Origin of the sequence: Fusobacterium sp. (assembly GCF_032477075.1) — a bacterium.
In the GTDB taxonomy this organism is placed as follows: Bacteria; Fusobacteriota; Fusobacteriia; order Fusobacteriales; family Fusobacteriaceae; genus Fusobacterium_A.
Window position 1 is genome coordinate 34,343 of sequence record NZ_JAWDXO010000005.1, and the last position, 25,118, is coordinate 59,460.

The window sequence follows — 25,118 nt, forward strand, 5'->3', positions numbered from 1 at the left end:
CCTCCTTTAAGAAGCACTTTAGTTTCATTCAGCTTTATATTTATACTTTTAATTATTCTATATTTATTATAGCTAAAAAGGAGCATAAAGTATATTCTATATTTTAGGGAAATAAAATATTTAAATACAATATGTTATAACTACTATCTCTTAGCAATCATTTCAATTTCAACTTTTGCTCCCATTGGTAATCCTGTTACTGAAAAACATGATCTGGCAGGATAAGAACTCTTAAATTTTTTCTGCATAAATACACAGAGTAGAATTATCCTTACTTTCTTTTTCTCCAGCAACATTATTAAAAAATTTAAATCCTGAAAATCCTCCCATTTCTAATTCTTTTCTTATAGAATTTTTATTAAAAATATGATTCCAAATATTGTAACATTCACATTGATTTTCAGTTATTATAATATACTGTTCTAAAGATACCATTGATTCTCTGTAAATACTATTTCTTTGAATACATGAATATGGTTCATCACTCCAAAATCCACTATTTTCATATGTTATTTCTGTTTTTTCCTGAAATTTTTCATAAAAATTTTCTATAAATACATCTAAAATCAGTATTCCACCTGGTTTTAAAGCCTTATATATCTTCTTTAAAAAAATTTTTCTATCATCAGGAGAAAGTACCCCTAAATCACAATATATAAGTACTGCTATATCAAATTCAGCATCATAATCTATTTCAAGATAATTCATATATTTATATTTTATTTTCATATTTTTTTTAGCTGCTGAATCTACAGCATACTCTATTGAACGTTTTGAAAAATCTATCCCTGTGACATCAAATCCCTTATTATAAAACTTTTCTGCATATATACCAGGACCACATCCTAAATCAAGAAGTTTTCTATTACTTCTATTTTCTCCTAAAGATGTTATCCATTCTACTGATTTTTCTATAAAATCATGTTTCCTTGAAGCTCCTTCTTCATCAGGACTGAGATGAGCTTTCAGCATAAACTTAGATATATGTTCATCATCCCAAAACTTTTTACTGCTTGGAGCATATTCTGTTGGTTTTTCCTTGAGGTAATTAATTAATTTTTTCTTCATAGTTGGTCTCCTTTTGATTTATTTCAGTGATATGAGAATAAAAAAAAGCTGTGGTTTACCCACAGCTGGAAAATCATTATAGCCAGTGTGAAATAAATGGTTAAAATCATATGAACGCAAAAAAGCTGCAGTCAACAGCTGAAAAATTTTGTTCAATTATGATTACCTTTCATTTCCATGACATTCTCATATTACTGATTGTATAATATCAAGTATGTTGGACTACCTCACCTCAAATAGAATATTTTCTCATATCACTTTAAAGATATGATACTATAAAATAAAATTATTGTCAAAAAATAAAAAAACTGCCCTTTTCAGACAGTTTGGTTTTTTAATTGGTGGCTGGGCTGGATGGATTCGAACCAGCGCATGACGGAGTCAAAGTCCGTTGCCTTACCGCTTGGCGACAGCCCAACAACAGTATAATAGTATCAAATTTATCTTTGTTTGTCAATAAAATTTTTGAAAATATCCAAAAAAAATTTATTTCCAGCTGATTTCAGCTCATTTAACTCTGTACTACTATTTTATTTTCACAAAAAAAGATATGATATATATATCTAAAGAGCTCTTAGAAAAACTAAAATAGCAGGAGGTAATATAATGGCAAAAAAAAAATTCAATAATAAAAACAGTAGTGGAAAAAGAAATAGCTAAAGTTACAAACTCAATTAAAAGGCAGGAAGCTATTGAAAAAGAACTTGAAAATTCACAGGCTACATTGGAACACATAGCCGAACAGATTGAAGCTGGAACTCCTATTCCTGATGATTCAAAATTTTCAGGCTATGATGAATGGCAGACATTTCTTGAGAAAAAAATCAAATCAAAAAATTCCTCTCTTGAAACTATTGATAAACAGAAAAGTCTTCTGGCTGCTTATGAATTTTATCTTAAAAATAATGCTGAATAAAAAATAATTAATAACTCAATATGACTATAAGGGAGAAATATTTTCTCCCTTTTTATCATTTTATTTTGTTCAATAATACTTTTTACAAACAGCAACTATTAATTAACAAAATTCCAACTTGTCTTTCTTGTTTTTAAACATTAAAAATGATATATTTGAATTAAATCAATATAAAATATATAAAAATAAAAAATTTTAGAAAGGAATAATTATGACTGAAAATGAATTGCTTGAAATTTGGGAAGCTGCAAAAAAAGGAAACACATATTCAAGAAAACCTCTTCCTGTAGAATATGTAAAAGAGGCTGAAGACTATATAAATGAAATCAATAGCTCCATTGAAAAACGAAAAACATCTTGGTCTGTTTCATATCCTACAGTATTAATCAAAGAAATAGGAAAAGAAAATGAAGTTCTTGCTAAAAGAATACTTTTTGTTATTTCACAATGGAGAAGGGAAGGAATCATAAGTGATTTCTATTATATGTTCAATGATATAGATATAGCTGCAAAAATTGGCTATTCTCTTTCTGAAATAATTGAAGAATCTATTATAAAATTTAAAAAAAATATATCAATTGACAATATAGAAGTTTCTCTAGAGAAATTATGGAAGTATTATTCTGAAGAAGAATTTGTAAAATTTACAGATAGAATTTTCACATCTGATATGAATATATTATTAGAAAAGAAAAATGATGACTACTTGCTTTATATTCTTCTTACATCAGCTTCTATTCTCTATGTAAAAGACCCAGTAAAATATCAGCGTTACCTTGCTCCTATATACTCTTATGCTGATAAATTTGGAGATGTATGTACTTGTATAATCCTATCTAAAATTGCTCCTGTTTCAAAGGAAGCTGAAGAACTACTTATTAAATTAATAAAAGAAAATGAAGGAGCTAAAGTAAATATATACAGATTTGGATTTCACAGAGATTTCAAAAAGTTTAAAAAATTTTGTGATGATAAAAATATTCCTGAATACTATCCTCTTTTATTGCTTATCCTTGAAATTATGAATGAATATAATAATGATATGAAAAGAACTGCTCAATATTTCAATGAAACATATAATAATAACAGAGAGGAATTTATGAAAGTTTATCACAGATTATCTGATAAGATGCACTCTCCCAAAGCACTGTTTCTTTTAGCAATTATGATGAAAAACAAAAATGGGGAGGAAGAGTTAAAAGAGGAAAAATTAAATACTGATATAATCAGATATACAGAAAATATTTTGAATCACAAAAATAATAATGTTCTTGAATATTTAAAGGGAAGTATTACTAAAGAGGAAGTAATGAAAAAATATATGAGAGGAAACATTCCAATGGTTGAATATTTGTATACTGCTGTTGCATGTATGTATGACCACAGTTCTATTGCCAGAAAATTCTGGGATATTTATATGTCCTTTGCAGAACATGAATCTTATGATTCAACTAAAATAAAATTCTATAATTATTTCATTAAAGGAAGATCTAAATGGCTTAATGAATCTCCAATAGACTGTGCAAAAATTTTGATGAAATATGGATTCCCTTTTAAGAAAATCCTTGCTGTATATTGTATAGCTGGTGATAATTCATGGAATGGAGAAACTATCACTATGAGTGATGCCATAGAAATTATAAAAAATCATGAAAATGAAGCTTTAGAACTTCTTGATGAATGGAGAAAACTTGAAAAATGTTCAAGTGATGAAACTGCTTATCAAGCAAGACTTATGGAATTACTCTTTGATAAAAGTGATATTTCTGATTACTCTCTGCTTGTTGAAATGTTAAATCATAAATCTAAGGTTATCAAGAAAAAAGCTGAAGAAATAATTACAAAACACAAAGATAAAACTGAAAATCTCCTTGAATCTGCTAAAAACAAGGCAAAAGGAGAAACTCTCCAAATCATTAATCGTATAATAAAATTCTGGAATAATGAACATCTTTTTCATGAAGGTTTCTCTTTTACAAATGAGGCAGCAATAAAATTCTGTACAGAGAATTTTGATAAAGCCAACGACAAAGTTATCTCATGGATACCATATGGTATGCTTTCCGGAATTCGTTTTGCTGATCTCAGTGGAACAGCCCCAGATATAATAATGGAATTTATTTTAGTAGAATATATGTCTCTGGCTGCACCATATCGTATAAAAGCTGCTGATAAAGTAGCAGAGATACTAAATCTTCAAGATATACAAAAAGCTCTTGAAGGCATATATAATGAATGGATAAGAAATGGTGCTGATACAAAATTAAAAATGTTTATGCTTCCATATTGTGTTTTTGCTTCTGATTCACAAATACTTCAATTAAATAAACAACTTTTAAAATGGGCAGAAGCATCACGTGGAGCTCTTGCAGCATTTGCTGTATCAGTTGCAGCACTAAATGGTGGGAATGTAGCTTTGATGATGGTGGACAGCATATCTTCAAAGTTTCCTAATAATCAGGTGAAAAAAGCTGCTAAAGCTGCTTTTTCAGCTGCTGTTAAAATACTTGAAATTCCAGAAGATGTACTTTCAGATCGTATTGTTCCTTCACTTGGATTTGATAAAACTGGTAAAAAAATACTTGATTTTGGTGCTCATACTTTTACCCTTGCTTTAACACCAGATTTTGTCCTCTCTATCTATGACAATGGAAAAGAAAAATTTGTAAAATCACTTCCAAAGCCAACTGCTGAAGATGATCCTGTAAAAGCAGAGTCAGCTAAAAAAGATCTTTCTGAACTTAAAAAACAGATAAAAGCAGTAGTACAAACTCAATCTGCCAGATTGAAAAAAGTTCTTATGAATGGGCGTTACTGGAATAGTGAAAACTGGAATTCCCTCTTTGTTGAAAATCCAATAATGCATCAGTTTGCTATGGGGCTTATCTGGGGAGTTTATGAAAACAACAAACTTATAGAATCATTCAGATATATGGAGGATGGTACTTTCAATACAGTTGATGAAGATGAATTTACAGTTCCTGAAAAAGCTCATATTACCCTTGTACATCCTGTAGAGCTTGGAGAAGAACTTACTGCATCTTGGAAAACTCAGCTGGAAGATTATGAAATAATCCAGCCTATAGAACAGCTTGATATATCAATCCCAGAGCTTGCCTCTAAAGATATGGCTGGTAAAAAAATAATACGTTATTCTGATAAATATATCAAAGTTGGTAAAATAAACTCTGCTGCAAAAAAATATGAATTTATTCGTGGAGAAGTCCTTGATGCTGGTTCTTTCTTCTGTTACCATATTGTTGATAAGTTTCTTAATATATATGTTCATATAAATGTTGATGATATGTATATGGGACAGGATTTTGATGAGGAAATAACTATAAAGGAAGTTACTTTCTGTCGTCTGCCTGAATCAGGAGAACCTTTAGATGATATAAAAGACAATATGATATTAGATATTTCTTCACTTTCACAGAGATTTGTAAGCAGTGTTATTGCTCTTCTTGATAAAATAACAGAATAAAAAACTAGATAATTTTTAAATTAAAAAGCAGTTGAAGTCTTAAAATAATTTCAATTGCTTTTTGTATAACAGAATAATACTATTAGTAGTTTATCTTGAAATAAATATCTTAGTATGTTATCATAAATATTATTGTAATATAAATTTCAAAAAAAAGGGGAGGATTTTGTGTCCTTAAATGTTTCTAACTAAACCAACTAAATAAAAAGTTGTTTTTTAAAAAGCTTCCAGACCTTGTAATACACAAGTTTTTTTGTGATGTCTTTTTAGAAATAGGTAAGAAACATGGATATCATTAAACCAAACTTTATTGTAAATTAATAGATATTGAATAAAGAATTATTTTATAATTTTTAATATATTTTAAAATTAATTCATTGAAATTCAATATTAAATATATTGACATTTAATTTAAGTGATAAAAGGGTATAGTGACTTTAGTGTTACTATACCCTTTTTTATTTTTATCCATCTTTCTTTTTATTTTAATTAAAAATGGAGGATAATAATCAATGCTTAATTGTATAGAAAAAATTAAAAAAAATGTAAATCTAGAAGAAGGAAATAAAACTGTAGAAAATATATTAGTAACAATATATCTCCAAGAGGGAATATCAACTAAAGAACTAGCTAAACTGAATTTTCTTCCTCTTCCTGTTACAGCTGCTGTAAAAAAAGAATTTATTAAAGAAAAGCTGGTTATTCAAGATAGAGGAAGCAGACTCACTGCCAATGGAATACATTTTGTAGAAAATAAATTAGGATTTAAAAATATAGATAAAAAATTATATCTCAAATTGCTTACAAATCCTCAGGAAGAGTATGAGGAAATAAATAAAATAAAAGAGGAGATACACCATATTTTTGAAAATCGCCCTCAGGCAGATGTGACTTTAGATCAATCAAAGTCCAATATGGAAACCTCTTTAAAAAGAGCTGTATTATGTCTTAAAAATTATGACTTGATAGGAAAAAATATCTTATGCCTAGGTGATGATGATTTAACCAGTATTGCCTTAGGATTTTTATTGAAAAAACTCTTTCCTTCCGCTCTTTATCAAAGTACTGAAGTTACTGTAATAGATATAGATAAAAGAATAATTGAATATATAGCTGATACAGCTGTGAAAGAATCTCTGCCAATCAGGTGTGAATATATAGATTTAAAAAAAACTTTACCTGATAAATTTAAAAATAAGTTTGATTGTTTTTTTACAGATCCTCCATATACATTAAAAGGAATGAATCTATTTATTTCAAGAGGAATTGAGGCTTTAAAAAATGAAAGTGATCTCAATATTTATTTTTCTTTTGCTCATAAGTCTCCAACTTATCAACTAAATATGCAGAAAAACTTTTTAGCTATGGGACTTGCTATTTCAACTGTGACTCCAAGATTTAATACTTATGAAGGTGCCAGTATAATAGGGAGTACAGGGCAGATGATAGTACTTAAAACTACTGACATTAGAAAACCACTTATAAAAAATGTTTATAGTGGTCTTTTATATACTGGGGAATTTACAAAAACAGTCCGTCTTTATAAGTGTAAAAAATGTGGAAATAGTATAAAGACAGGAAATTCTGAAAAAATAAAAAATATTGAAACTCTTAAAAAAATAGGGTGCTGTAAATGTAATAATAAAATATTTGATTTAATTCAGAGAAAAAATAAGTAAAGGAGAATTTATGTTCAAATTAAAACAATTAGGACAACATCTTTTAGTTGAATATTACGATTGTGATGTTGAAATATTAAAAAATACATTATTAATTGAAAAATATATGATAGAAGCTGCAAAAGTAGCTAAAGCCACAATAGTAGAAAGTGTCTTTCATACTTTTAATCCATGGGGTGTAAGTGGAGTAATTGTTATAGAAGAATCTCATTTAACCATTCATACCTGGCCAGAATATAAATATGCTGCTGTAGATTTATTCACTTGTGGAAATATGATAAAACCCTTAGCAGCTTTTAATCTTTTAGAAATGAAATTAAAAGCAGAAAGATTCGATTTAAAAGAAGTGTCCAGAGGTTCATTAGAAAGGATATTAAAAAGATAAAATGAAAGGGCAGCTATAATTAGCTGCTCTTTTTATATAAATTACTGTTGTGGTACCACTGCAAAGAAAATTAAATCCTCATCACTATTATTTATAACACTGTGAGAATGTCCTTTAGGGCAGTAATGACATATTCCTGGATACAGTTCCTCTTCCCCTGCAAAATATATATTATCTCACTTCCAGTTTCATGTTTATGATATCCAACAGATGCTCCAGGTACAAGTTTACTATACATGATACGATTTTTTTCATCCATAAACATAAGAGCAGCAACATTCTTTTCTCCACCATAAAATTTTTCTAATATAGTTGTTTCCATCTCTTCAAACTTAATCAACATAAACTTTCCCCCTTTTTTATTTCTCATATATTAACATAGTTGTATAAAAAAAACAACCTGAAACCCTTAAGATTTCAGATTGTTTTTATTCCCAGATATTTTAAAATTCTTCTTCTACAGCTACTACTTCCTCTCCTTTTGACTCCATTTCATTATATCTAGCTATAACTGAATCAGTTATCTCTTTTCTTAATTCAGGAGTTATTGGATGGACGATATCTTTATATTCTCCATCAGGCATTTTTCTTGATGGCATAGCTACAAACATTCCTTTTTGTCCATCGATTATTTTTAGACCATGGATAACAAAACATTCATCGAATGTTACATCAGCATAAGCTTTCAGCTTCAACTCATTCTCATTCTTTACTACCCTTAGTCTAACATCTGTGATTTTCATAATTAATGCACCTTCCCTTATTTTAGTATCATCTATAAAGAACTGCAAAGATGTACTTCACAGCTTTTAAAATGCTCTTTTAATGTTTTATATATATTTTCTGCTTCTTTTTTATCAGCAAAAACATAATATGCACTTCCACTTCCTGACATAAAAAATTTTATATTATTTATTTCCGCTAATTTTTTTCTAAAATTCATTATGTTTTTATCTTCAAGGAGAAGTCCCTGTTCCAGATGATTTTCTATATTTTCTTCTATTGTAGATATACTATTTTCTTTCAGTCCCAGAACTATCTTATCTATATCTGCATCTTTTTTATTATTGAGCATATACATATTTTTATATGCTTTTCCTGTGGAAACTCCAAAGTTTGGTTTTATAACTATTATTAAGCTTTCCAGATTATTTTCTATTATTTTAATGTTTTCTCCTATACCAGTAACTCTGGCAGATTTGTTTATCAAAAAAAATGGAATATCTGCACCTATACTTTTTCCTATTTCTATGAGCTTTTCATTTGTAAAGTAATTTCCATGAAATTCATTTAATAATTTAAGTAGAAATGCTCCATTAGAACTTCCTCCACCAAGTCCAGCCTGATGAGGTATCTTTTTTTTAAGATATACCTCTATTTTTCTTTTTTCAAGACTACTTTCATCATAAAATTTATCATATATTTTATACAAAATATTTTCTTTTCCAGTTGGTATATCTCTTTTATTTGTTTTTATAGTCAATGTTCCAGAAATATCCTCTATTTCTCCACTCATTTCATCACTTAAACTGATAGGCACCATTACCATATCTAAAAGATGATACCCATCTTCTTGCTTCCCTATTATATTTAATCCTATATTTATCTTTCCATTGGAATTCAAAGAAAATTTCACTAAAAAATGTCCTCCTCGCTGTCCAGATCTATTTTTATTCCTCTGCTATCCAGAACTTTTATAAGTTCAGAAGTTTTTTCTTTAGCTACATTCCCAGCAGGAACTTCCAATATTTCAAATTTAAAATATTTGTTAAAATATTCCAATTCAAGAATCTGTCCTACTTTTACCTCAGTTCCAGCCTTTGCTACTTTTCCATTTAATTTGGCTTTACCCCCATCTACAACTACTTTAGCTATGGGTCTTCTTTTTATTATTCTGCTCACTTTTAAAAATTTATCCAATCTCATATATTATGTTCAAACCTCCAGTCTTATTATTTATATATACTATATTTTTTTCATATGTCAATGTTTATTTTTTGCTTCATTCCAAAATTTTTCCATAGTATCCAGTGAAGAACTTGTTAAATCGCAGTGCTTTTCTATATATCTGAACCTTGTATCAAATTTTTTTATTGTCTTCTCTAAAGCGTCAGTTGAATTTATATTTAAAAATCTTGAAAGATTTACCATTGAAAAAAGTAAATCTCCAAGTTCTTCTTTCATATTTTCCAAATCATTATTATTAATAGCCTGCTTTAGCTCATTTAGCTCCTCTTCAACTTTAGCTATAACATCTTTTGTATCAGTCCAGTCAAATCCTACTTTAGCAGCTTTTTTCTGTATTTTTTCTGCTTTAGCTAATGCTGGAAGATACATTGGCACACCATCAAGTGCGGATTCTCTTTTTTGTTGTTCTTTCTCAGTTTTCTTTATTTCTTCCCAGTTTTGTAATACCTCATCAGAAGTTATACCACCATCTTTTTCTTTAAATACATGGGGATGTCTTCTTATCATTTTCTCGTTTATTCCCTTTACTACATCTTCTATTGTAAATTTTCTTTCATCTTCACATATATCAGCCTGAAATACTATATTCAAAAGAAGATCACCTAATTCACCTTTCAGTTCATCTCCACCTTCATCCATTGCCTCTAGTACCTCACATGTTTCCTCCATTAAACATGGCTTCAGAGTCTCAAGAGTCTGTTCTCTATCCCATGGACATCCTCCCTCTCCTCTCAGCTTTTTTATTATTTCCACAAGTCTGTCGAATTCTTTCACTTACATCACTCCCTCATATTCATTGAAAAATCTATTAATATTCCCTTTATAGAATACTCCTTCTTCTCTGTTAAGATATTTCAGATTCCCCATTGTCATCATTTGAGATATTTTTTCTATATTAACTTTTTCATTTAAAAATCTTATAAAAAAACCATTTTTTTCCTGTCTGATAACATATATCCCTAATTCTCTAGCTTTAAGCTTAATTCCTATATAATAGAAAAGATTGATAACTTCCCTTGGTGGATTTCCAAATCTATCTTTTATCTCATTTTCTAATTCCTTTAACTCATCTTGAGTTTTCAGTTCTGCTGCTCTTCTATAAATAACTATTTTTTCATCTTTTTCTATATATTCATCAGGAATAAAAGCTGGCATATTAATTTTTATCTCCATTTCCATCTCTTCTTCTGGAGCATTTCCTTTAATACGCTGTATTTCTTCATTCAACATCTTAATATAGAGATTATAGCCAAATGTTTCAAGAGCTCCATGCTGCCTGTCTCCTAATATCTCTCCAGCTCCTCTTATTCTCATATCCTCTAATGATAATTGAAATCCTCCACCTGAATCTCCAAGATTTTTTATAGATTCCTCTCTTTCTTTAGCTTTTTTAGTTTGATGTTCTTTAGTAAGAAGATAACAGTAACTTTTTCTTCTTCCTCTTCCTATACGTCCTCTCAATTGATATATTTGGGAAAGTCCTAGTTTTTCCACTCCATCAATTATCATAGTATTGGCATTTTCTATATCAATACCATTTTCTATTATAGTAGTAGATATGAGCATATCTATATCACCATTTTCAAAATCTTTTATCTTGGTTTTTATCTCTTTTGGAAGCATTTGCCCATGTATATAATCCAATTTTAAGTAGTTAGGAAGAAGTTTTCTAAGTTCATTAGTTTTCTTTTCTATATTTTTCACAGAATTGAATATATAAAAAACCTGCCCTTCTCTAGCTATCTCACTCATAATTATCTCTTTAAGTTTTTTATCATCTTTTTCTATAAACATTGTTTCAATAGGTTTTCTTCCTTCTGGGGGAGTATCTATTATAGATAAATCTCTTATTCCCAACAAAGAAAGGTTCAAGGTTCTTGGAATTGGGGTAGCTGTTAAAGTTATCATATCTATTTTATTTTTTAACTTTTTTAATTGTTCTTTTGCTTTCACTCCAAATTTCTGTTCTTCATCTATTACTACAAGCCCTAAATCTTTAAATTTTACATCTGATGACAAAATTCTGTGAGTACCAATAACTATATCAATAGTTCCAGCAGCTATCTTTCTTAGCACTTCTTTCTGTTCTTTTTCACTTTTTAATCTGCTCAATATCTCAATAGTTACAGGGTAATTTTTAAATCTTTCTGTAAATCTCTCATAATGCTGCTGTGCAAGAACTGTTGTAGGTACCATTACAACTACCTGCTTTCCATCAATAGAGGCTTTAAAAGCTGCTCTTAAAGCTATTTCTGTCTTGCCATATCCCACATCTCCACATATTACTCTATCCATTACTCTGTCAGATTCCATGTCTCTTTTTACATCTTCTATGGCTTTCAACTGAGATGCAGTTTCTTTATATGGAAAGCTTTCCTCAAATTCTTCCTGCCATACTGTATCATGGGAAAAGGCATATCCTTTTTCAAAAGCTCTCTTTGCCTGTATCTCAATGATTTCTTTAGCAAAGATAACCATATCTTCTTCTAATTTCTGCCTTTTTCTTCTGAATCCTCTTCTTCCAAGCTGATATATATCAGGTATCACTCCAGGAGTAGATACATATTTTTCAATCTTATTTATTCCCTCTACTGGTACAAAAAGTTTATCTTCATCTGCATATTTTATCTTTAAATAATCCTGTCCATTCATAGTTTCTATTCCCTGATAGATACCTACTCCATAGTTTTCATGGATTATGAAATCATTTTCTCTGATTTGAGATACATCTTTATACTTCAGATTAACTTTTTCTTTGGGTTCTCTTTTTACCTTTATTCCTTTTAGTTCTCTGTCTGTAAGAATAAGTTTATCTTTCTCTCTATATCCCTCATAATGAGGATATCTCTGTATCTCTATGTTATATTTATTAAATATTTCTTTATATCTCTTCTCTTCCTCTGACAGCAAAACAATATTTTCTTTTGCACTTAATTTTTTAATATAGTCATAATCTTCAAATTTTTTAATCTCTTCTTCTGAAAATCTTTTTATTTCTATTTCTTCAGCACTTTCAAGTATTTCATAGAATCTTTTTCTAAATTTTTCTTCTTCATCTCTTTCTCTGAGTATATTTTCTTCTAATTTATATCTCAGCAGTTCATTATTTTCAAAATATATCTTTAAACCTTTTATTTTATTTTTTTTAATCAACTCATAAAAAGATAATTTTCCATCTTTATTATTGTTTATATACACATTTATATCATCAATATTCTCAATACTTTTCTGACTTTCAAGATCAAAATATGTTATTCTCTCTATTTCATCTCCAAAAAATTCAATCCTTACAGGATAATCTCCATCACTTGAAAAAATGTCAAGTATATCTCCTCTTATGCTGTACTGCATTCTTTTTTCTAGCATATATACTTTATCATACTTATTCTTTATAAGATTTTCCTGTATTTTACCTAAATTCATTTCCTTTCCTTTTTGAAAAGAAAGTTTATCTCCTTCTAAAGAATAATCTCTAAGAAATGCTTCAAGAGATATAAGTATTATAAATTTATCTTTTGATTTTAAAATTTTAAGGAGATCATAATTAAGTTTTTCAAATTCTTCATCCTCATAGCTGCTTTCAATTTTTAAAATTTTTCCATCATAAAAATCACTGAGGGTATTATAATAATCCTCAATATTTTTATTGGATGAGCATAGATATACTATGTTTCCTTTTATTTCTTTAAGTAAAAAGGGAATCCTCCCTCTATATTCTGTTATCATATCTCACTCCATTTTTATTTATTCATGCATATATTTTACTCTGTATTTTCAACTTTTCATAGTGAAAATATAATTCTGTTATAATAATTTTATTATTTTTTTATATGTATATGTTCAAAAATAAATTAAGTTTTATATATTCTTCTCAGTTCAGCAATATAGCTGTATATATTCAGAAATTTTCTCTTTACAAATCTATAAAAAAATAATATAATCAAATAATAAAAATTATTATTCATTTTTTCAGAAAAAGAAAATATTTTTTTAAATAATATTAAATTAATAAGGGGGAACTCTATGAACAAAAAATTATTTACTTTGCTCACAATGACAGTCCTTACAGTATCAAGCCTTACTCTTTATGCAAAAGATACAAAACTTGTAGTAGCACAGAATGCTGATGCGAAAAGTCTGAATCCTCAGATATCCAATGATATACCTACTCATAGAGTGAATATCAATATCTATGACAGACTTATTGAAAAAGACAAAGATATGAACCTTATACCTGGACTTGCTGAAAGCTGGGAACAAGTAGACCCTCTTACTCTTGTTTTAAAAATAAGAAAAGGAGTTAAATTCCACAATGGTGATCCTCTTACAACTGGAGATGTAGTATTCAGTTTAAAAAAAGCTACAGAAACTCCTGCTTTAATGGCATATTTTAGTGATTTAGAAAAAATAGAAGCTGTAGATGAAAATACAGTTAAAATAACAACTAAAGTTCCTTATGGACCTCTTGTTAACTACCTTGCCCATGTAGGTGCTGGTATAATGAGTGAAAAAGCTGTAACAGCTGGTGGAAATGACTATGGACAACATCCAGTAGGAACTGGACCATTTATGTTTGTATCTTGGACTTCTGGAGATAGAATAGTCTTAAAAGCCAATCCTAACTACTATAAAGGAAAACCTGGAGTTGACTCATTGACATTCAGAGTTATTCCAGAAGGAACAAATAGAACAATCGCTCTTGAAACTGGGGAAGCTGATATTGCTTATGATATAGATCCTATTGATGCAGATATGGTAAAAAATAATCCTAGATTAAAAGCCGACCAGAATTCTGCTATGAGTATGACATATCTTGGATTTAATACTCAAAAAGCTCCTTTTGATAAAAAAGAAGTAAGACAGGCAATAGCTTATGCAACTGATGTTGACAGTATTATTGATGCTGTTTTCCTTAAGGCTGCTAAAAAATCTAACTCTCCTGTATCTCCTAATGTATTTGGATATAGTAAAGATGCAAAACTTTATACTCAAAATATAACAAAAGCAAAAGGATTATTAGCTGAAGCCGGATACCCTAATGGATTCAAAGCAAGAATATGGACAAATGATAAAAGTGTAAGAAAAGATACAGCTGTTATCCTTCAAGATCAGCTTAAACAAATTGGTATAGATGTACAGATTGAAGTTCTTGAATGGGGTTCTTACTTAGATAGAGTTGCTAAAGGAGAACATGATATGTTTATACTTGGATGGTCTTCTAGTGCTGACTCTGATTCAGCTATGTATGCTCTTTTCCACTCTAAAAATTTAGGTGGAGCTGGAAACAGAACTTTTTACAAAAACTCAAAAGTTGATGAACTTCTAGATAAAGCAAGAGAAAGTACAGTTCCTGAAGATAGAATCAAATACTATAAAGAACTTCAAGATATAATTCAGGAAGATCTTCCTATGTTTGCACTTGTTTATCCTGATGATATTACAGGAATGCAGAAAACTGTAGAAGGATTTATTTTCCACCCAGAAGGAACTCACTATCTTGCACCAGTAACAAAAAAATAGTATAAATTAAAAATAAACAGCTGTCAAAGTTATATTTGATGGCTGTTTTTATATTAAAAAGAACTTTTAAATATATAAACCCCGCAGGGTTGAGGCTTAGTTTAGTAAACTAAGAGATAAATCACTATAATAACAATGATTAAAAGGATAATTATTAAAGTACCCCCTTCAATCTCATTGTTGTTAAAGTGAAACTCCAGCTTAAACATACTAAACCTCCTTGTGTAATGGATTTTCTATCAATAAGAAACGCTAATTACTTATTGATATGAAAAAGACTTTCACAATGTGAAAGTCTGTCTCATAGCGTTTTTTATTCCATTACACAAGTACCCTTTCAGGTACCTTTATTATACCATATTTTCTTAAAAAGTCAATTCTATACTTTTTTACTCTTTCTAAGTCAGATTTCTATCATATATTCATCATCTATTAATATATAATCACAATCATATTTTTGACACATTTCAAAATTTTTAATATTTTCTTCTATCATCATTTCCTTTATACAAAGTGAGTCTTCAAACCTTTTTTCTATAATATTTGCATATCCCTTTATTTTAGAGAAATTTTTTTTAATATACTCTTCTGTCATAATAAGACAGAAATATCTCATATGTTCCAGATATTCTTCCTCAAAATCCTTTTTCCAGTCAAATGGAATGTAACATCCTTCTACTATAAGGTTTTGTCTATTTTCAACTGCTGTTTTTATCATTTCTCTAACAATAGGCCACAGATAACCAGTTAATTCATTATCATCATTTGGAGTAAGAGTTGTGTTCCCACTTCTTATCAATCCCATTTTTAAATGGTCAATAGATAAATATGGAAAGTTATATTTTTCTAATAGCTTTTGTGCCATAAGTGTTTTTCCAGTATGTGAGCTTCCTGCAATCAATATAATCATAAATTCTCCTCTGATTTTTATTGAATAAATTTATAAAAAAGAGAATGGCTTAAAAAATTATTTTTTACTTAATAAGCCACCCTCACTGTAATTTAAAAGATTATATTATTACTCTATTTTTTCCAATTGAGATATATTCCCAGACTGTATATATTCTAAACTTCTGGCAATCTTTTCTACTGGCCAATTCCACCATTTCATTTTAAGTAATTTATCTACTATATCATCTGAAAAACGTTTTTTTAGCACTCTGGCAGGACTTCCTCCAACAATTGTATAAGGTGGCACATCTTTAGTAACAACTGCTCTTGTCCCAATAATAGCTCCATCTCCAATAGTTACCCCTGATAATATCACAGCTTCATAGCCAATCCATACATCATTTCCTATTGTAATACCTCCTCTATTATCCCATGAATCTCTTACATTCATTTTATGTCCCCATTCTTCACTAAACAGTGGAAAAGTATAAGTAGATAAAGAATGCAGTGTATGATTGGCACAGTTCATTAAAAACTTAGTTCCACAAGCAATGGAACAAAACTTTCCAATAATAAGTTTATCGTTGTTTACTGGATAATGATAAAGTACGTTATTCTTTTGAAATTCTAAAGGGTCATTATAAAAATCATTATAAATAGTATATTCTTCAACTTGGATATTAGGATTTGTAACTATATTTTTTAAATATACTATCTGTTTATCATTTGTTCTTGGATATATTTTATTTGTATCTGGAATAGTCATCATAATCTCCTTTTTAATTTGATCTATTAAAAAACTACTCCAGAAAAAACAATACAAAGCTTCATTTCTCACCTCCATTAAATTAACAGAGAAAATTTTATTATTATGTATATACATAATAATAAAATATTTATTTTTATTTTAAATATCCCACTAAAAGGGCTATATCATTTCCTGTAACTCCACTTATTCTAGAAGCTTCCCCTATTGAAAGAGGTTTTATTTCTTCCAACCCACATCTAGCTATATTAGATATTCCCTTCACTTCTGAGAAATCAAAATCAACAGGTATTTTTACCTCTTCAAGTCTTTTAAATTTCTCTATCTGTTCATTTTCTCTTTGAATAAAGATTTCATATTTTATCATTGTTTCTATCTGATTTTTTATAAATTCTGGATAATCATTTATCTCTGTTATATCTTTTAAGCTGTCATAAGTTACCTCTTTTATTTTTAAAAGATCTCCTATTTTGACACCTTTAGTAAGTTTCTGATTTGATCCAAGTTTTTCAAGAAGTGCATTAGCCTGAACCATTGGTACACTTATCTCTTTTAACCTTGCTATTTCATCATTCACTATTTTTATAGAATTTTCTAGATAATCAAGTTTTTCGGAAGATAGGATTCCTATCTCTTTAGCCTTTGTAAAAAGTCTCATAAAGGCATTGTCAAACCTAAGAGTTAATCTATATTCAGATCTTGATGGAAGGACTCTATAAGGCTCTGGTGTCTTCTTATGAATTATATCATCTATAAGCACTCCCATATACCCTTCACTTCTATCAATGATAACTGGTTCCTTTCCATCTACTTTTCTGGCAGCGTTTACTCCTGCTATAAATCCCTGACATGCTGCTTCTTCATAACCAGATGTTCCATTTATCTGACCTGCAAAGTAAAGCCCTTCTATTTTTTTACTCTCCAGACTTGGATAAAGCTGAGCTGCTGGAGCATAGTCATACTCTACTGCATAACCATATCTCATTACCCTTGCATTTTCCAATCCTGCTATTGTTCTCATCATTGCTTCCTGAGCAAATGGAGGCATTGCAGTAGTAAGTCCATTTACATACACTTCTTCTGATTCTGCTGATTCCAATTCTAAAAATATCTGATGATTTGATTTATCTGGAAAATTTATTACTTTTCTATCAAGTGATGGACAATGTCTAGGTCCATGAGTTTTTATTATTCCACTTACTATTGGAGAATATTGAAGCATCTCTTTTGCCACTTCAATTGTTTTTTCTGTAGTATAAGTAAGCCAAGTAGGTACTACATTATTCCTTTCTTTCTCAGTGAATATTGAAAAATATCTTGGATGTTCTTCTCCCTTTAATTCTTTCATTTTACTGAAATCTATACTTCTTTTATCAAGTCTTGGAGGTGTAGCTGTCTGATATCTTTCAATATTTATTCCATGCTCTCTTAAACTATCAGAAAGTTTTTCAGCAGAATTTTCTCCCTGTCTTCCAGCTGAATAGGCTACATCACCTATTACTATTTTTCCTTTTAAAAATGTTCCAGTGGCTAAAACTACAGATTCAGCATAATATTTTATTCCAAGTCTAGTTATTATTCCTTTTATTTTTCCATTTTCAACTATGATTTCATCTACACAGTCTTGAATTATTTCAAGATTATCTGTATGTTCTAAAAGTTTTCTCATTTCTATTCTATATAGATATTTATCTGCCTGTCCTCTGGTTATCCTTGCAGCAGGTCCTTTACTTTCATTGAGATGTTTTAACTGAAGATTAAATTTATCAGTATGTCTTCCCATCTCACCACCAAGTATATCCATTTCAGCAACAAGATTACTTTTTCCAGGTCCTCCTATTGAAGGATTACATGACATCATAGCAATAGTATCAAGATATAAAGTGAACATAACTGTTCTTTTTCCAAGTCTTGCAGCAGCAAGGCTTGCTTCTACTCCACCATGTCCTCCTCCTACTACTATTACTTCATATTTTTTTATTTCCATTTATTATTTCCTCCAAACCCAGATATTAAAAGTAAGAAGAGAGTGACTAAATTTAAGCCACTCTCATTTATTATTTTCCTACACAGAAATTACTGAATATATGATCCAGCAGATCTTCACTTGATATCTCTCCAGTAACTTCAGAAAGTGAATCTAAAGCACCTTTGATATCAACTGCCATAAGATCCATGGGAAGTCCATTCTCTATAGTTTCAAATATATTTTCCACAGACTGTTTCGTTTTTTCAAGAGCAGACTTATGCCTTATATTTGTTATTGTTATCTTTTGAGAACTGTCCTCTACATTTTCCTCAATGATATGCTTATATATTTCTTCTTCCATTTCATCTATACCTTGATTCTTTATAGCTGATATCTCCAACCATTTATTTATCTTAGTCAAAGGTGAAAGGTCTATATCTTCTCTTATATCTATTTTATTAAGTATTCCTATAACTTTTTCAGCTTTTATAGCCTCATGTATTCTCATGTCTTCCTCATCTAAAGCTTTTGAACCATCTACTACAAATAATATCAGATCAGCACTTTCAATAAGTTTTTTAGATTTTTCCACTCCAATATTTTCTACAAGGTCATCTGTTTTTCTTATACCAGCTGTATCCACTAATACAAGGGGAATACCCTTCAAATTTACTACTTCCTCTATTACATCTCTTGTAGTTCCAGCTACATGAGTTACTATTGCTCTCTCCTCTTTCAATACTGAGTTGAGTATACTTGATTTTCCAACATTAGGTTTCCCAACTATTGCAGTTTTTATACCTTCTTTTATCATTTTTCCTTTATCATATGATCTAATAAGAGTGTCTGTAGTATCTATTACCTCTCTTAAGTTATCTACAAGATTCTCAGGAAGAGGATCATCTATCCCTTCTTCTGGATAATCTAATACCACATTTATGTGAGCAGCTACATCTAATACCAATTTTTTCAGATGTTCTATCTGCTGCTTCAAATCTCCTCTCAATTGTTCCAATGAGAGAGATACAGATTTCTCTGTTTTTCCATGAATTATATCCATTACTGCTTCTGCCTGTGTAAGGTCTAATCTTCCATTCAAGAAAGCCCTTCTGGTAAATTCTCCACTTTCTGAAAGTCTTGCTCCATTTTTCAATACTGTTTCCAATACTTTTTCAGTAATAACAAAACCTCCATGGCAATTGATTTCTACCATATCCTCTTTTGTATATGTATTTGGAGCTTTCATTATAGAGACTAGAACTTCATCTATTAGATTATCATTATCATATAGATAACCATAGTTTATACTAAAATTTTTTAAATCTCCAACCGCTTTCTTCGATTTTGGTTTAAATATTTTTCCAAGTATCTCTAAAGCAAGATTTCCTGAGATTCTTATTATTCCTATACCACCTTCACCTCGAGGTGTAGAAATAGCTGCTATTGTATCGAAAAGCATGGCTCCTCCCTATTTTTTTCTTTTGATAACTATGTATCTTTTAGGGTCTCTACCTTCACTAAATGTATCTAATTCTGAATATTTATTTACAACTTCATGTATTACTTTTCTTTCTCTAGGTGGCATAGGATTAAGTCTTACAGCTTTATTAGTTTTCAATGCTTTTTCAGCCATTTTCTTTCCTAATTCTCTTAAAGTCTGATTTCTTTTTTCTTTAAATCCTTCTACATCCACTTCTATTCTGAATTCTTTTAACAAAGAATTCAATAAATATTCAAAACTATTTAAAGTCTTTCCTTTTTTTCCTATTATTATCCCATTATCTTCTCCATAGAGATTAACAAGATATGTTCTGTCATGTACTTTATTTACATCTATCCGAAGATTAAGTCCTATATGTTCTAGAAGTTCCTTAGCTTTAGCTTCTACAAGATCACTTGCGTCAACTGCTTCATCCAGTTTTTCCTTTATTATTTCTTTAGATTGTTTTTCTTTTATCTCTGTTTTTTCTCTATGCTCTTTAACTTCTTTCTTCTTATGTTCTTTTACTTCTGCTTTAACCTCTTTTTTAGGTTCAGTTTTTACAGTTTCTTTTCTTAATTCTTTATCTATTTCTATTTCATAAATACCTTCTCTATTAAATAAACCTAGAAAAGATAAACTTTTCTGCTTTTCTGTTACTCTTACTACATGCTCTGGTGATGCTTCTAATATTTTTAAAGCTCTAGTTATAGCTTGTTCCTTATTCATGGCTTTGATTTCTATAACATTACTCATAAATTACTCTCCTTTTTTCATGATCAGATACTGCTGAATAACCCCTGCCAAACTTGATGTCAACCAATAAATTTGTAATCCAGCTGGCATTTTATAAGAGATAAATACCATCATGATTGGGAACATATACATCATATTTTTCATTTGAGGATTATCTGATGACCCCATGACTTTCTGCTGTACAAATGACACTACCCCATTTAATACTGGAAGAATATAATAAGGATCTGGCTGAACAAGCTGCATCCATAAAAATGTTGAATCTTGAGGTACAATTCCTCCTCTTAATACTCCAAAAAGTGCCCATAATATAGGTAATTGAACTAATAGTGGAAGACATCCACCAGCTGGATTAACTTTATGTTTTTGATAAAGTTCCATTGTTTTCTGGTTAAGCATTTTAGAGTCACCTTTATATTGCTCTTTTATTTTATCTAACTCAGGTTGTAATTTTTTCATACTTTTCATAGACTTATCCTGTTTTAAAGTCAATGGAAGAAGTATTATTTTCATTAAAATTGTTACCCCTATGATAGCTAGTCCAAAGTTTCCTGTAAGATTATGCATAAATAACAACATAGACTCAATGATCCCTTTTAATAATCCATAAATATAACTCATTTATCCTCCCGAACTTTTTTCTTTTTTTCTGGTACAGGGTCAAATCCTCCTGGATTGAATGGATGGCATTTTGCTATCCTTTTTATTCCCAGATATAAACCTTTTGCAATTCCAAATTTTTCAACAGCTTCATATGTATAAGCTGAACAAGTAGGAATAAACCTACAATTTTTTCCTAAAAATATAGATATATACTTTTGGTAGAATCTTATCATACAAAGTATAATTTTTTTCATATTTAATTTTCCTGACTTTTAAAAAGTCTGCTGCTCTTGATCACTTTCATCATATCTTTTTCCATATCCTGATACTTGAGAGTTTTTACTTTCTCTCCAGCTGTCCTCTTGGCTACGAAAATGATATCATATCCGTCCTTGAGCTGATCTTCAAATTTACGATAATACTCCCTAAATAACCTTTTAAGCCTATTCCGACAAACCGCATTCCCAGTTTTTTTACTTACAACGAAACCACATCTCTTTAAATTTTTTTCATTCTTTTTAAAAAAAATAAGAGAGTAATAACCAAAACTTTTTCTTCCAGAATTGTAGATTATTTGAAACTCTCTGTCTTTTTTTAACTTATTCATAATTATAAAACTCCCAATAATTTTGAATTATTTCCACGATAACTATCTCTTGTAAAAACCCGGTGGTTTAAATCACCGGGTTCTATGCTGATAATACTTGTCTTCCTCTAGCTCTTCTTCTTTTTAAAACTTTTCTTCCATTTTTAGTAGCCATTCTAGCTCTGAACCCATGATCTTTCTTTCTTTTAGCTTGATTAGGTTGGAATGTTCTTTTCATTTTTTCACCTCCAAAAAAATTCTATATTTCAGATAGTAATTTTAAAGGAAAATTCTTGTTTTGTCAAGTAATTATTAGAAAATTTAATAAAATTTTAGATAAATTATTAAAAAAATATTTATGTTTTTTATTATTAGTTATATACATATATTCAAAAAGAACTGTTTTTCCTAAGTAATTGATAGTAATTTTTATATTTATTATTTTATAAAAAAATAAAAGAGACCAACCTCAAAAATATATTAGTTGTTATTTTGTTTTTTGTTTAATGTAATGACTTATATAAAAAATTCATTATCAAAAAACCATTGATATTATTAGGGAAATATTCAAAAAAGAAATGTATTTTATTTTTATTGATATACACATTGAATCTCCTAGTAAATTCAATAACTGAAAAAATAAAAAACTTGAGACTACTCAAAAAATATAAGATGGAAAATACTCCCAAATATTATTACTAATATACACATTAGAAAAACTAATATTTTCAATGAGTTTAAAAAAATATTATTATCCATATACATTATTAATCTTTATTTTATTTAAATTTTATGTTAAAATAAAATTCTGTTATTTATTATTGAGTATGTACAGATGATGGAATCCTTGATTTTTAAAGGATTATAAAAAAAATTTAAAAATCTTATTATTCAAAGTATATGTTAAAATTCCTTGAAAATTAAGTGATTATCTTTATACAAATTTGATATACTTATGATATAAAAAATATTATTGTGGATATACATAAAAAATGTTATATTATTGATTATATACAATTTATTTAGAATGTAACTTATTTATTTATATTGGATTTAGAGAGGAGATTAAACTATGAAAAAAGATGACTCTACAGATAATAATTTTGGAATTTTAGATAGTTTCAAGATCTCACAAAGTGGATCATTAGTGGAAGACATAAGAAATGTTGAAATAAAACTAAATACAGTCCCTGACATAGAAGTGAGAGAAGTGATTATCAAAGAGACAGGAAACTTTTTAAATCTTAAAGAGAATATTATAAATATTCCTGTAGAGATGATTGTATTTCCTTTTTTTACTCCACAAAAACAAAATAAAAGAGTAAACTTTCAATATTCTTTTGAAGATTTGGGAGTTACCATGTATTGTACCCTTGTGGCTAAGGATAATGCTGATAAGGTTTTTCAACCTTCAACATTTGAAGAAAAAATATATACATATCTTATATCAATGTATGAGATAAAAAAAGAGATAGAAGATTCAGATGAATATATAGAATTTGAAATTTCAGATTTTATAGTGAGTTTTCTTGGAAATAAAATGAACAGAACTTATTATTCAAAAGTGGAACAAGCTTTAAAGAATCTAAAAAATACTGAATATCAATTTATAGTTTCCAATCATACAAAGCTTGGGAAATATAAATTTGAAGATGAAGAATTCAAATTGTTAACTTATCAAAAACTTAAAAGAGGAAAAAAAATATATTATAGAGTTACTTTAAATAAAAATATCAGGCAGAAGATAAAAGATAAAAGATATATAAAATATAATTCTAAATCCCTTTTGGAGATATTGACAAAAGATCCTATTGCTGGAAGAATATATAAATACATAAGTAAAATAAGATATGAAAGTATGGATGGAAGAATAAATCTTAGAACTCTTGCAGCAATAATACCCCTGAAAACAGAGCAGATTACAGAGAGAGTAAACAAGAATGGAGAAATAAAACAGTATATATTATGTAGAGTTAAACAAGTATTAAAAAGAATAGAAAAAGCTTTTGATGTACTTGTAGAAATGGGATATATTATTAAATATAATTCAGATTATGTAAAAGAAGAGGACAACTATTATATCAATTATATCTTTAATAAAGAAAAAGATGGAGAGTGTCATGTATCTTCATTCCTTGAGAATAAAATAGGCAGAGATATGGGAAGAAAAAGGCCAGCAGCTGTTGCAGCCAAAAATAATCTGGAGATAGAAGACGCTGAAGTAGTAGAATATAATTCAGGAGAAAAAATATCTAAACCTGAAATTAAACATAAAGAGCCAGCTGTGGAATTTCCAAAAGGAATAATGGAAAAAGTACAGAAAGCTAAAAGAAATATTTTTGTACAGAGGGCCTGGGATAGAAGAACTGACAATAAAATAAAGAAAATATATAGAGAAGAGGGAGAAACAACAGCAAAAGAAGTACTTTCTATTTTATATAAAAATCTTAATGGAAATATAAAGACAACCCTTGTACAATATATCAATGGCATACTTAAAAATATATCTACTGATGAAAGCAGCAGTAACAAACAAAATCTTACTCTTTTCAATAATATAGTAAAAGAAAAAGGATTAAAAAGTAAAAAGAAAATTAATCAAGCCAGAAGAAGTGTCAAAAAACCTGTTATAAGCAGTATAAAAGATATAATAACTGATACTGATATTCCTAAAGATTTAATGGCAGAATATAATAATTATGATGAATTTGAAAAATTAAAAATAGAAGAAAAAGCATTAAAAATATGTTCACAGGAAGAGGGAATAGATGTTAATTTTCTTCTTACTATGAAATCAAAATCTAAGAATATATACCTAAATACTATAAAAAGATATATTGAAAGAGTTATAAAAGATGAATAAACAAATTAGCTGATCATAAGGTTTTAAAGACAGATTATTGATCAGCTTTTTTATTAAAAATGATATTTTTATTATTGTGTATATACATATTTTTGAAATATTAAATCTATCAAAATATTAAAAATTATGGTATTATATATAGTGGCATCTTGTTGCTTAAGTATGAATTTTTTAAGGGGGAGAA

23 protein-coding genes and 1 tRNA gene are annotated in these 25,118 nt (G+C 28.8%); 6 read left to right on the plus strand and 18 right to left on the minus strand.

Translation table 11 applies throughout. The features are described 5' to 3' along the window. Nucleotides 1-143: 143 nt before the first annotated feature. From E6771_RS03660 to E6771_RS03670, 3 genes are all read right to left on the minus strand, one after another. Nucleotides 144-248 carry a RidA family protein gene (locus E6771_RS03660; RefSeq protein ID WP_316089748.1) on the minus strand — a complete coding sequence of 35 codons (105 nt, stop codon included), beginning with the start codon at nucleotides 246-248 and terminating at the stop codon, nucleotides 144-146. Further along, on the minus strand, nucleotides 232-1,068 hold the full coding sequence (locus tag E6771_RS03665) for a class I SAM-dependent methyltransferase (RefSeq protein WP_316089749.1): 837 nt from the start codon (nucleotides 1,066-1,068) through the stop codon (nucleotides 232-234). The genes E6771_RS03660 and E6771_RS03665 overlap by 17 nt, the downstream gene beginning before the upstream one ends. 342 nt (nucleotides 1,069-1,410) lie before the next feature. Next, nucleotides 1,411-1,485: transfer RNA gene (locus tag E6771_RS03670), tRNA-Gln, on the minus strand. Between the two features lie 223 nt (nucleotides 1,486-1,708). On the opposite strand from E6771_RS03670, the gene E6771_RS03675 reads away from it, so the two are divergent. The 4 genes from E6771_RS03675 to speD all read left to right on the plus strand — a co-directional run bounded on the left by E6771_RS03675 (nucleotide 1,709) and on the right by speD (nucleotide 7,532). After that, nucleotides 1,709-1,984, plus strand: coding sequence for a hypothetical protein (locus E6771_RS03675; protein WP_316089750.1), 276 nt, complete (start codon nucleotides 1,709-1,711; stop codon nucleotides 1,982-1,984). Nucleotides 1,985-2,195: 211 nt separating this feature from the next. Continuing rightward, complete coding sequence (locus tag E6771_RS03680) at nucleotides 2,196-5,468, plus strand: DUF4132 domain-containing protein (RefSeq protein ID WP_316089751.1); 3,273 nt, start codon at nucleotides 2,196-2,198, stop codon at nucleotides 5,466-5,468. A gap of 512 nt (nucleotides 5,469-5,980) precedes the next feature. Next, nucleotides 5,981-7,147, plus strand: coding sequence for a bis-aminopropyl spermidine synthase family protein (locus E6771_RS03685; RefSeq protein ID WP_316089752.1), 1,167 nt, complete (start codon nucleotides 5,981-5,983; stop codon nucleotides 7,145-7,147). A gap of 10 nt (nucleotides 7,148-7,157) precedes the next feature. Continuing rightward, nucleotides 7,158-7,532, plus strand: coding sequence for an adenosylmethionine decarboxylase (gene speD, locus E6771_RS03690; RefSeq protein ID WP_096404484.1), 375 nt, complete (start codon nucleotides 7,158-7,160; stop codon nucleotides 7,530-7,532). A 91-nt stretch (nucleotides 7,533-7,623) separates the two neighbouring features. Here the strand turns inward: speD and E6771_RS03695 are convergent, their stop codons facing one another. From E6771_RS03695 to mfd, 6 genes are all read right to left on the minus strand, one after another. Next, nucleotides 7,624-7,875, minus strand: coding sequence for a hypothetical protein (locus E6771_RS03695; RefSeq protein ID WP_316089753.1), 252 nt, complete (start codon nucleotides 7,873-7,875; stop codon nucleotides 7,624-7,626). Between the two features lie 100 nt (nucleotides 7,876-7,975). After that, on the minus strand, nucleotides 7,976-8,275 hold the full coding sequence (gene spoVG / locus E6771_RS03700) for a septation regulator SpoVG (RefSeq protein ID WP_316089755.1): 300 nt from the start codon (nucleotides 8,273-8,275) through the stop codon (nucleotides 7,976-7,978). A 32-nt stretch (nucleotides 8,276-8,307) separates the two neighbouring features. After that, a complete protein-coding gene (gene ispE / locus E6771_RS03705) occupies nucleotides 8,308-9,168 on the minus strand; it encodes a 4-(cytidine 5'-diphospho)-2-C-methyl-D-erythritol kinase (RefSeq protein ID WP_316089756.1) in 861 nt (286 codons plus the stop codon). Further along, nucleotides 9,168-9,458, minus strand: coding sequence for an RNA-binding S4 domain-containing protein (locus E6771_RS03710; RefSeq protein WP_096404487.1), 291 nt, complete (start codon nucleotides 9,456-9,458; stop codon nucleotides 9,168-9,170). The genes ispE and E6771_RS03710 overlap by 1 nt, the downstream gene beginning before the upstream one ends. Nucleotides 9,459-9,515: 57 nt before the next feature. Further along, nucleotides 9,516-10,274, minus strand: a complete 759-nt coding sequence (gene mazG / locus E6771_RS03715; protein ID WP_316089757.1) for a nucleoside triphosphate pyrophosphohydrolase — start codon at nucleotides 10,272-10,274, stop codon at nucleotides 9,516-9,518. Beyond that, a complete protein-coding gene (gene mfd, locus E6771_RS03720; protein WP_316089758.1) occupies nucleotides 10,275-13,226 on the minus strand; it encodes a transcription-repair coupling factor in 2,952 nt (983 codons plus the stop codon). Between the two features lie 297 nt (nucleotides 13,227-13,523). Between mfd and E6771_RS03725 the strand changes: the two genes are divergently transcribed. After that, nucleotides 13,524-15,020 (plus strand): glutathione ABC transporter substrate-binding protein, encoded by a 1,497-nt coding sequence (locus tag E6771_RS03725; RefSeq protein WP_316089759.1) that lies wholly within the window; start codon nucleotides 13,524-13,526, stop codon nucleotides 15,018-15,020. Nucleotides 15,021-15,423: 403 nt separating this feature from the next. Here E6771_RS03725 and E6771_RS03730 read toward each other — a convergent pair whose 3' ends face one another. The 9 genes from E6771_RS03730 to rpmH all read right to left on the minus strand — a co-directional run bounded on the left by E6771_RS03730 (nucleotide 15,424) and on the right by rpmH (nucleotide 22,309). Next, nucleotides 15,424-15,930, minus strand: coding sequence for an adenylate kinase (locus E6771_RS03730; RefSeq protein WP_316089760.1), 507 nt, complete (start codon nucleotides 15,928-15,930; stop codon nucleotides 15,424-15,426). 108 nt (nucleotides 15,931-16,038) lie between these two features. Continuing rightward, the gene (locus E6771_RS03735; RefSeq protein WP_316089761.1) at nucleotides 16,039-16,677 is read right to left on the minus strand and encodes a CatB-related O-acetyltransferase; all 639 of its coding nucleotides are present in this window, start codon (nucleotides 16,675-16,677) and stop codon (nucleotides 16,039-16,041) included. Between the two features lie 136 nt (nucleotides 16,678-16,813). Continuing rightward, on the minus strand, nucleotides 16,814-18,664 hold the full coding sequence (gene mnmG / locus E6771_RS03740; protein WP_316089762.1) for a tRNA uridine-5-carboxymethylaminomethyl(34) synthesis enzyme MnmG: 1,851 nt from the start codon (nucleotides 18,662-18,664) through the stop codon (nucleotides 16,814-16,816). Nucleotides 18,665-18,734: 70 nt separating this feature from the next. Continuing rightward, complete coding sequence (mnmE, locus tag E6771_RS03745) at nucleotides 18,735-20,105, minus strand: tRNA uridine-5-carboxymethylaminomethyl(34) synthesis GTPase MnmE (RefSeq protein ID WP_316089763.1); 1,371 nt, start codon at nucleotides 20,103-20,105, stop codon at nucleotides 18,735-18,737. 9 nt (nucleotides 20,106-20,114) lie between these two features. Then, on the minus strand, nucleotides 20,115-20,882 hold the full coding sequence (locus tag E6771_RS03750; protein ID WP_316089764.1) for a protein jag: 768 nt from the start codon (nucleotides 20,880-20,882) through the stop codon (nucleotides 20,115-20,117). Between the two features lie 3 nt (nucleotides 20,883-20,885). Then, nucleotides 20,886-21,503, minus strand: a complete 618-nt coding sequence (locus E6771_RS03755; protein ID WP_096404496.1) for a YidC/Oxa1 family membrane protein insertase — start codon at nucleotides 21,501-21,503, stop codon at nucleotides 20,886-20,888. Beyond that, nucleotides 21,500-21,739: a membrane protein insertion efficiency factor YidD gene (gene yidD, locus E6771_RS03760; RefSeq protein WP_316089765.1), complete on the minus strand. Its 240-nt coding sequence runs from the start codon at nucleotides 21,737-21,739 to the stop codon at nucleotides 21,500-21,502. The genes E6771_RS03755 and yidD overlap by 4 nt, the downstream gene beginning before the upstream one ends. 2 nt (nucleotides 21,740-21,741) lie before the next feature. Then, nucleotides 21,742-22,092, minus strand: a complete 351-nt coding sequence (gene rnpA, locus E6771_RS03765; RefSeq protein WP_316089766.1) for a ribonuclease P protein component — start codon at nucleotides 22,090-22,092, stop codon at nucleotides 21,742-21,744. Nucleotides 22,093-22,174: 82 nt separating this feature from the next. Next, nucleotides 22,175-22,309, minus strand: a complete 135-nt coding sequence (rpmH, locus tag E6771_RS03770) for a 50S ribosomal protein L34 (protein ID WP_005978558.1) — start codon at nucleotides 22,307-22,309, stop codon at nucleotides 22,175-22,177. Between the two features lie 834 nt (nucleotides 22,310-23,143). On the opposite strand from rpmH, the gene E6771_RS03775 reads away from it, so the two are divergent. Next, nucleotides 23,144-24,934 (plus strand): chromosomal replication initiator DnaA, encoded by a 1,791-nt coding sequence (locus E6771_RS03775; RefSeq protein WP_316089767.1) that lies wholly within the window; start codon nucleotides 23,144-23,146, stop codon nucleotides 24,932-24,934. Nucleotides 24,935-25,118: the final 184 nt, after the last annotated feature.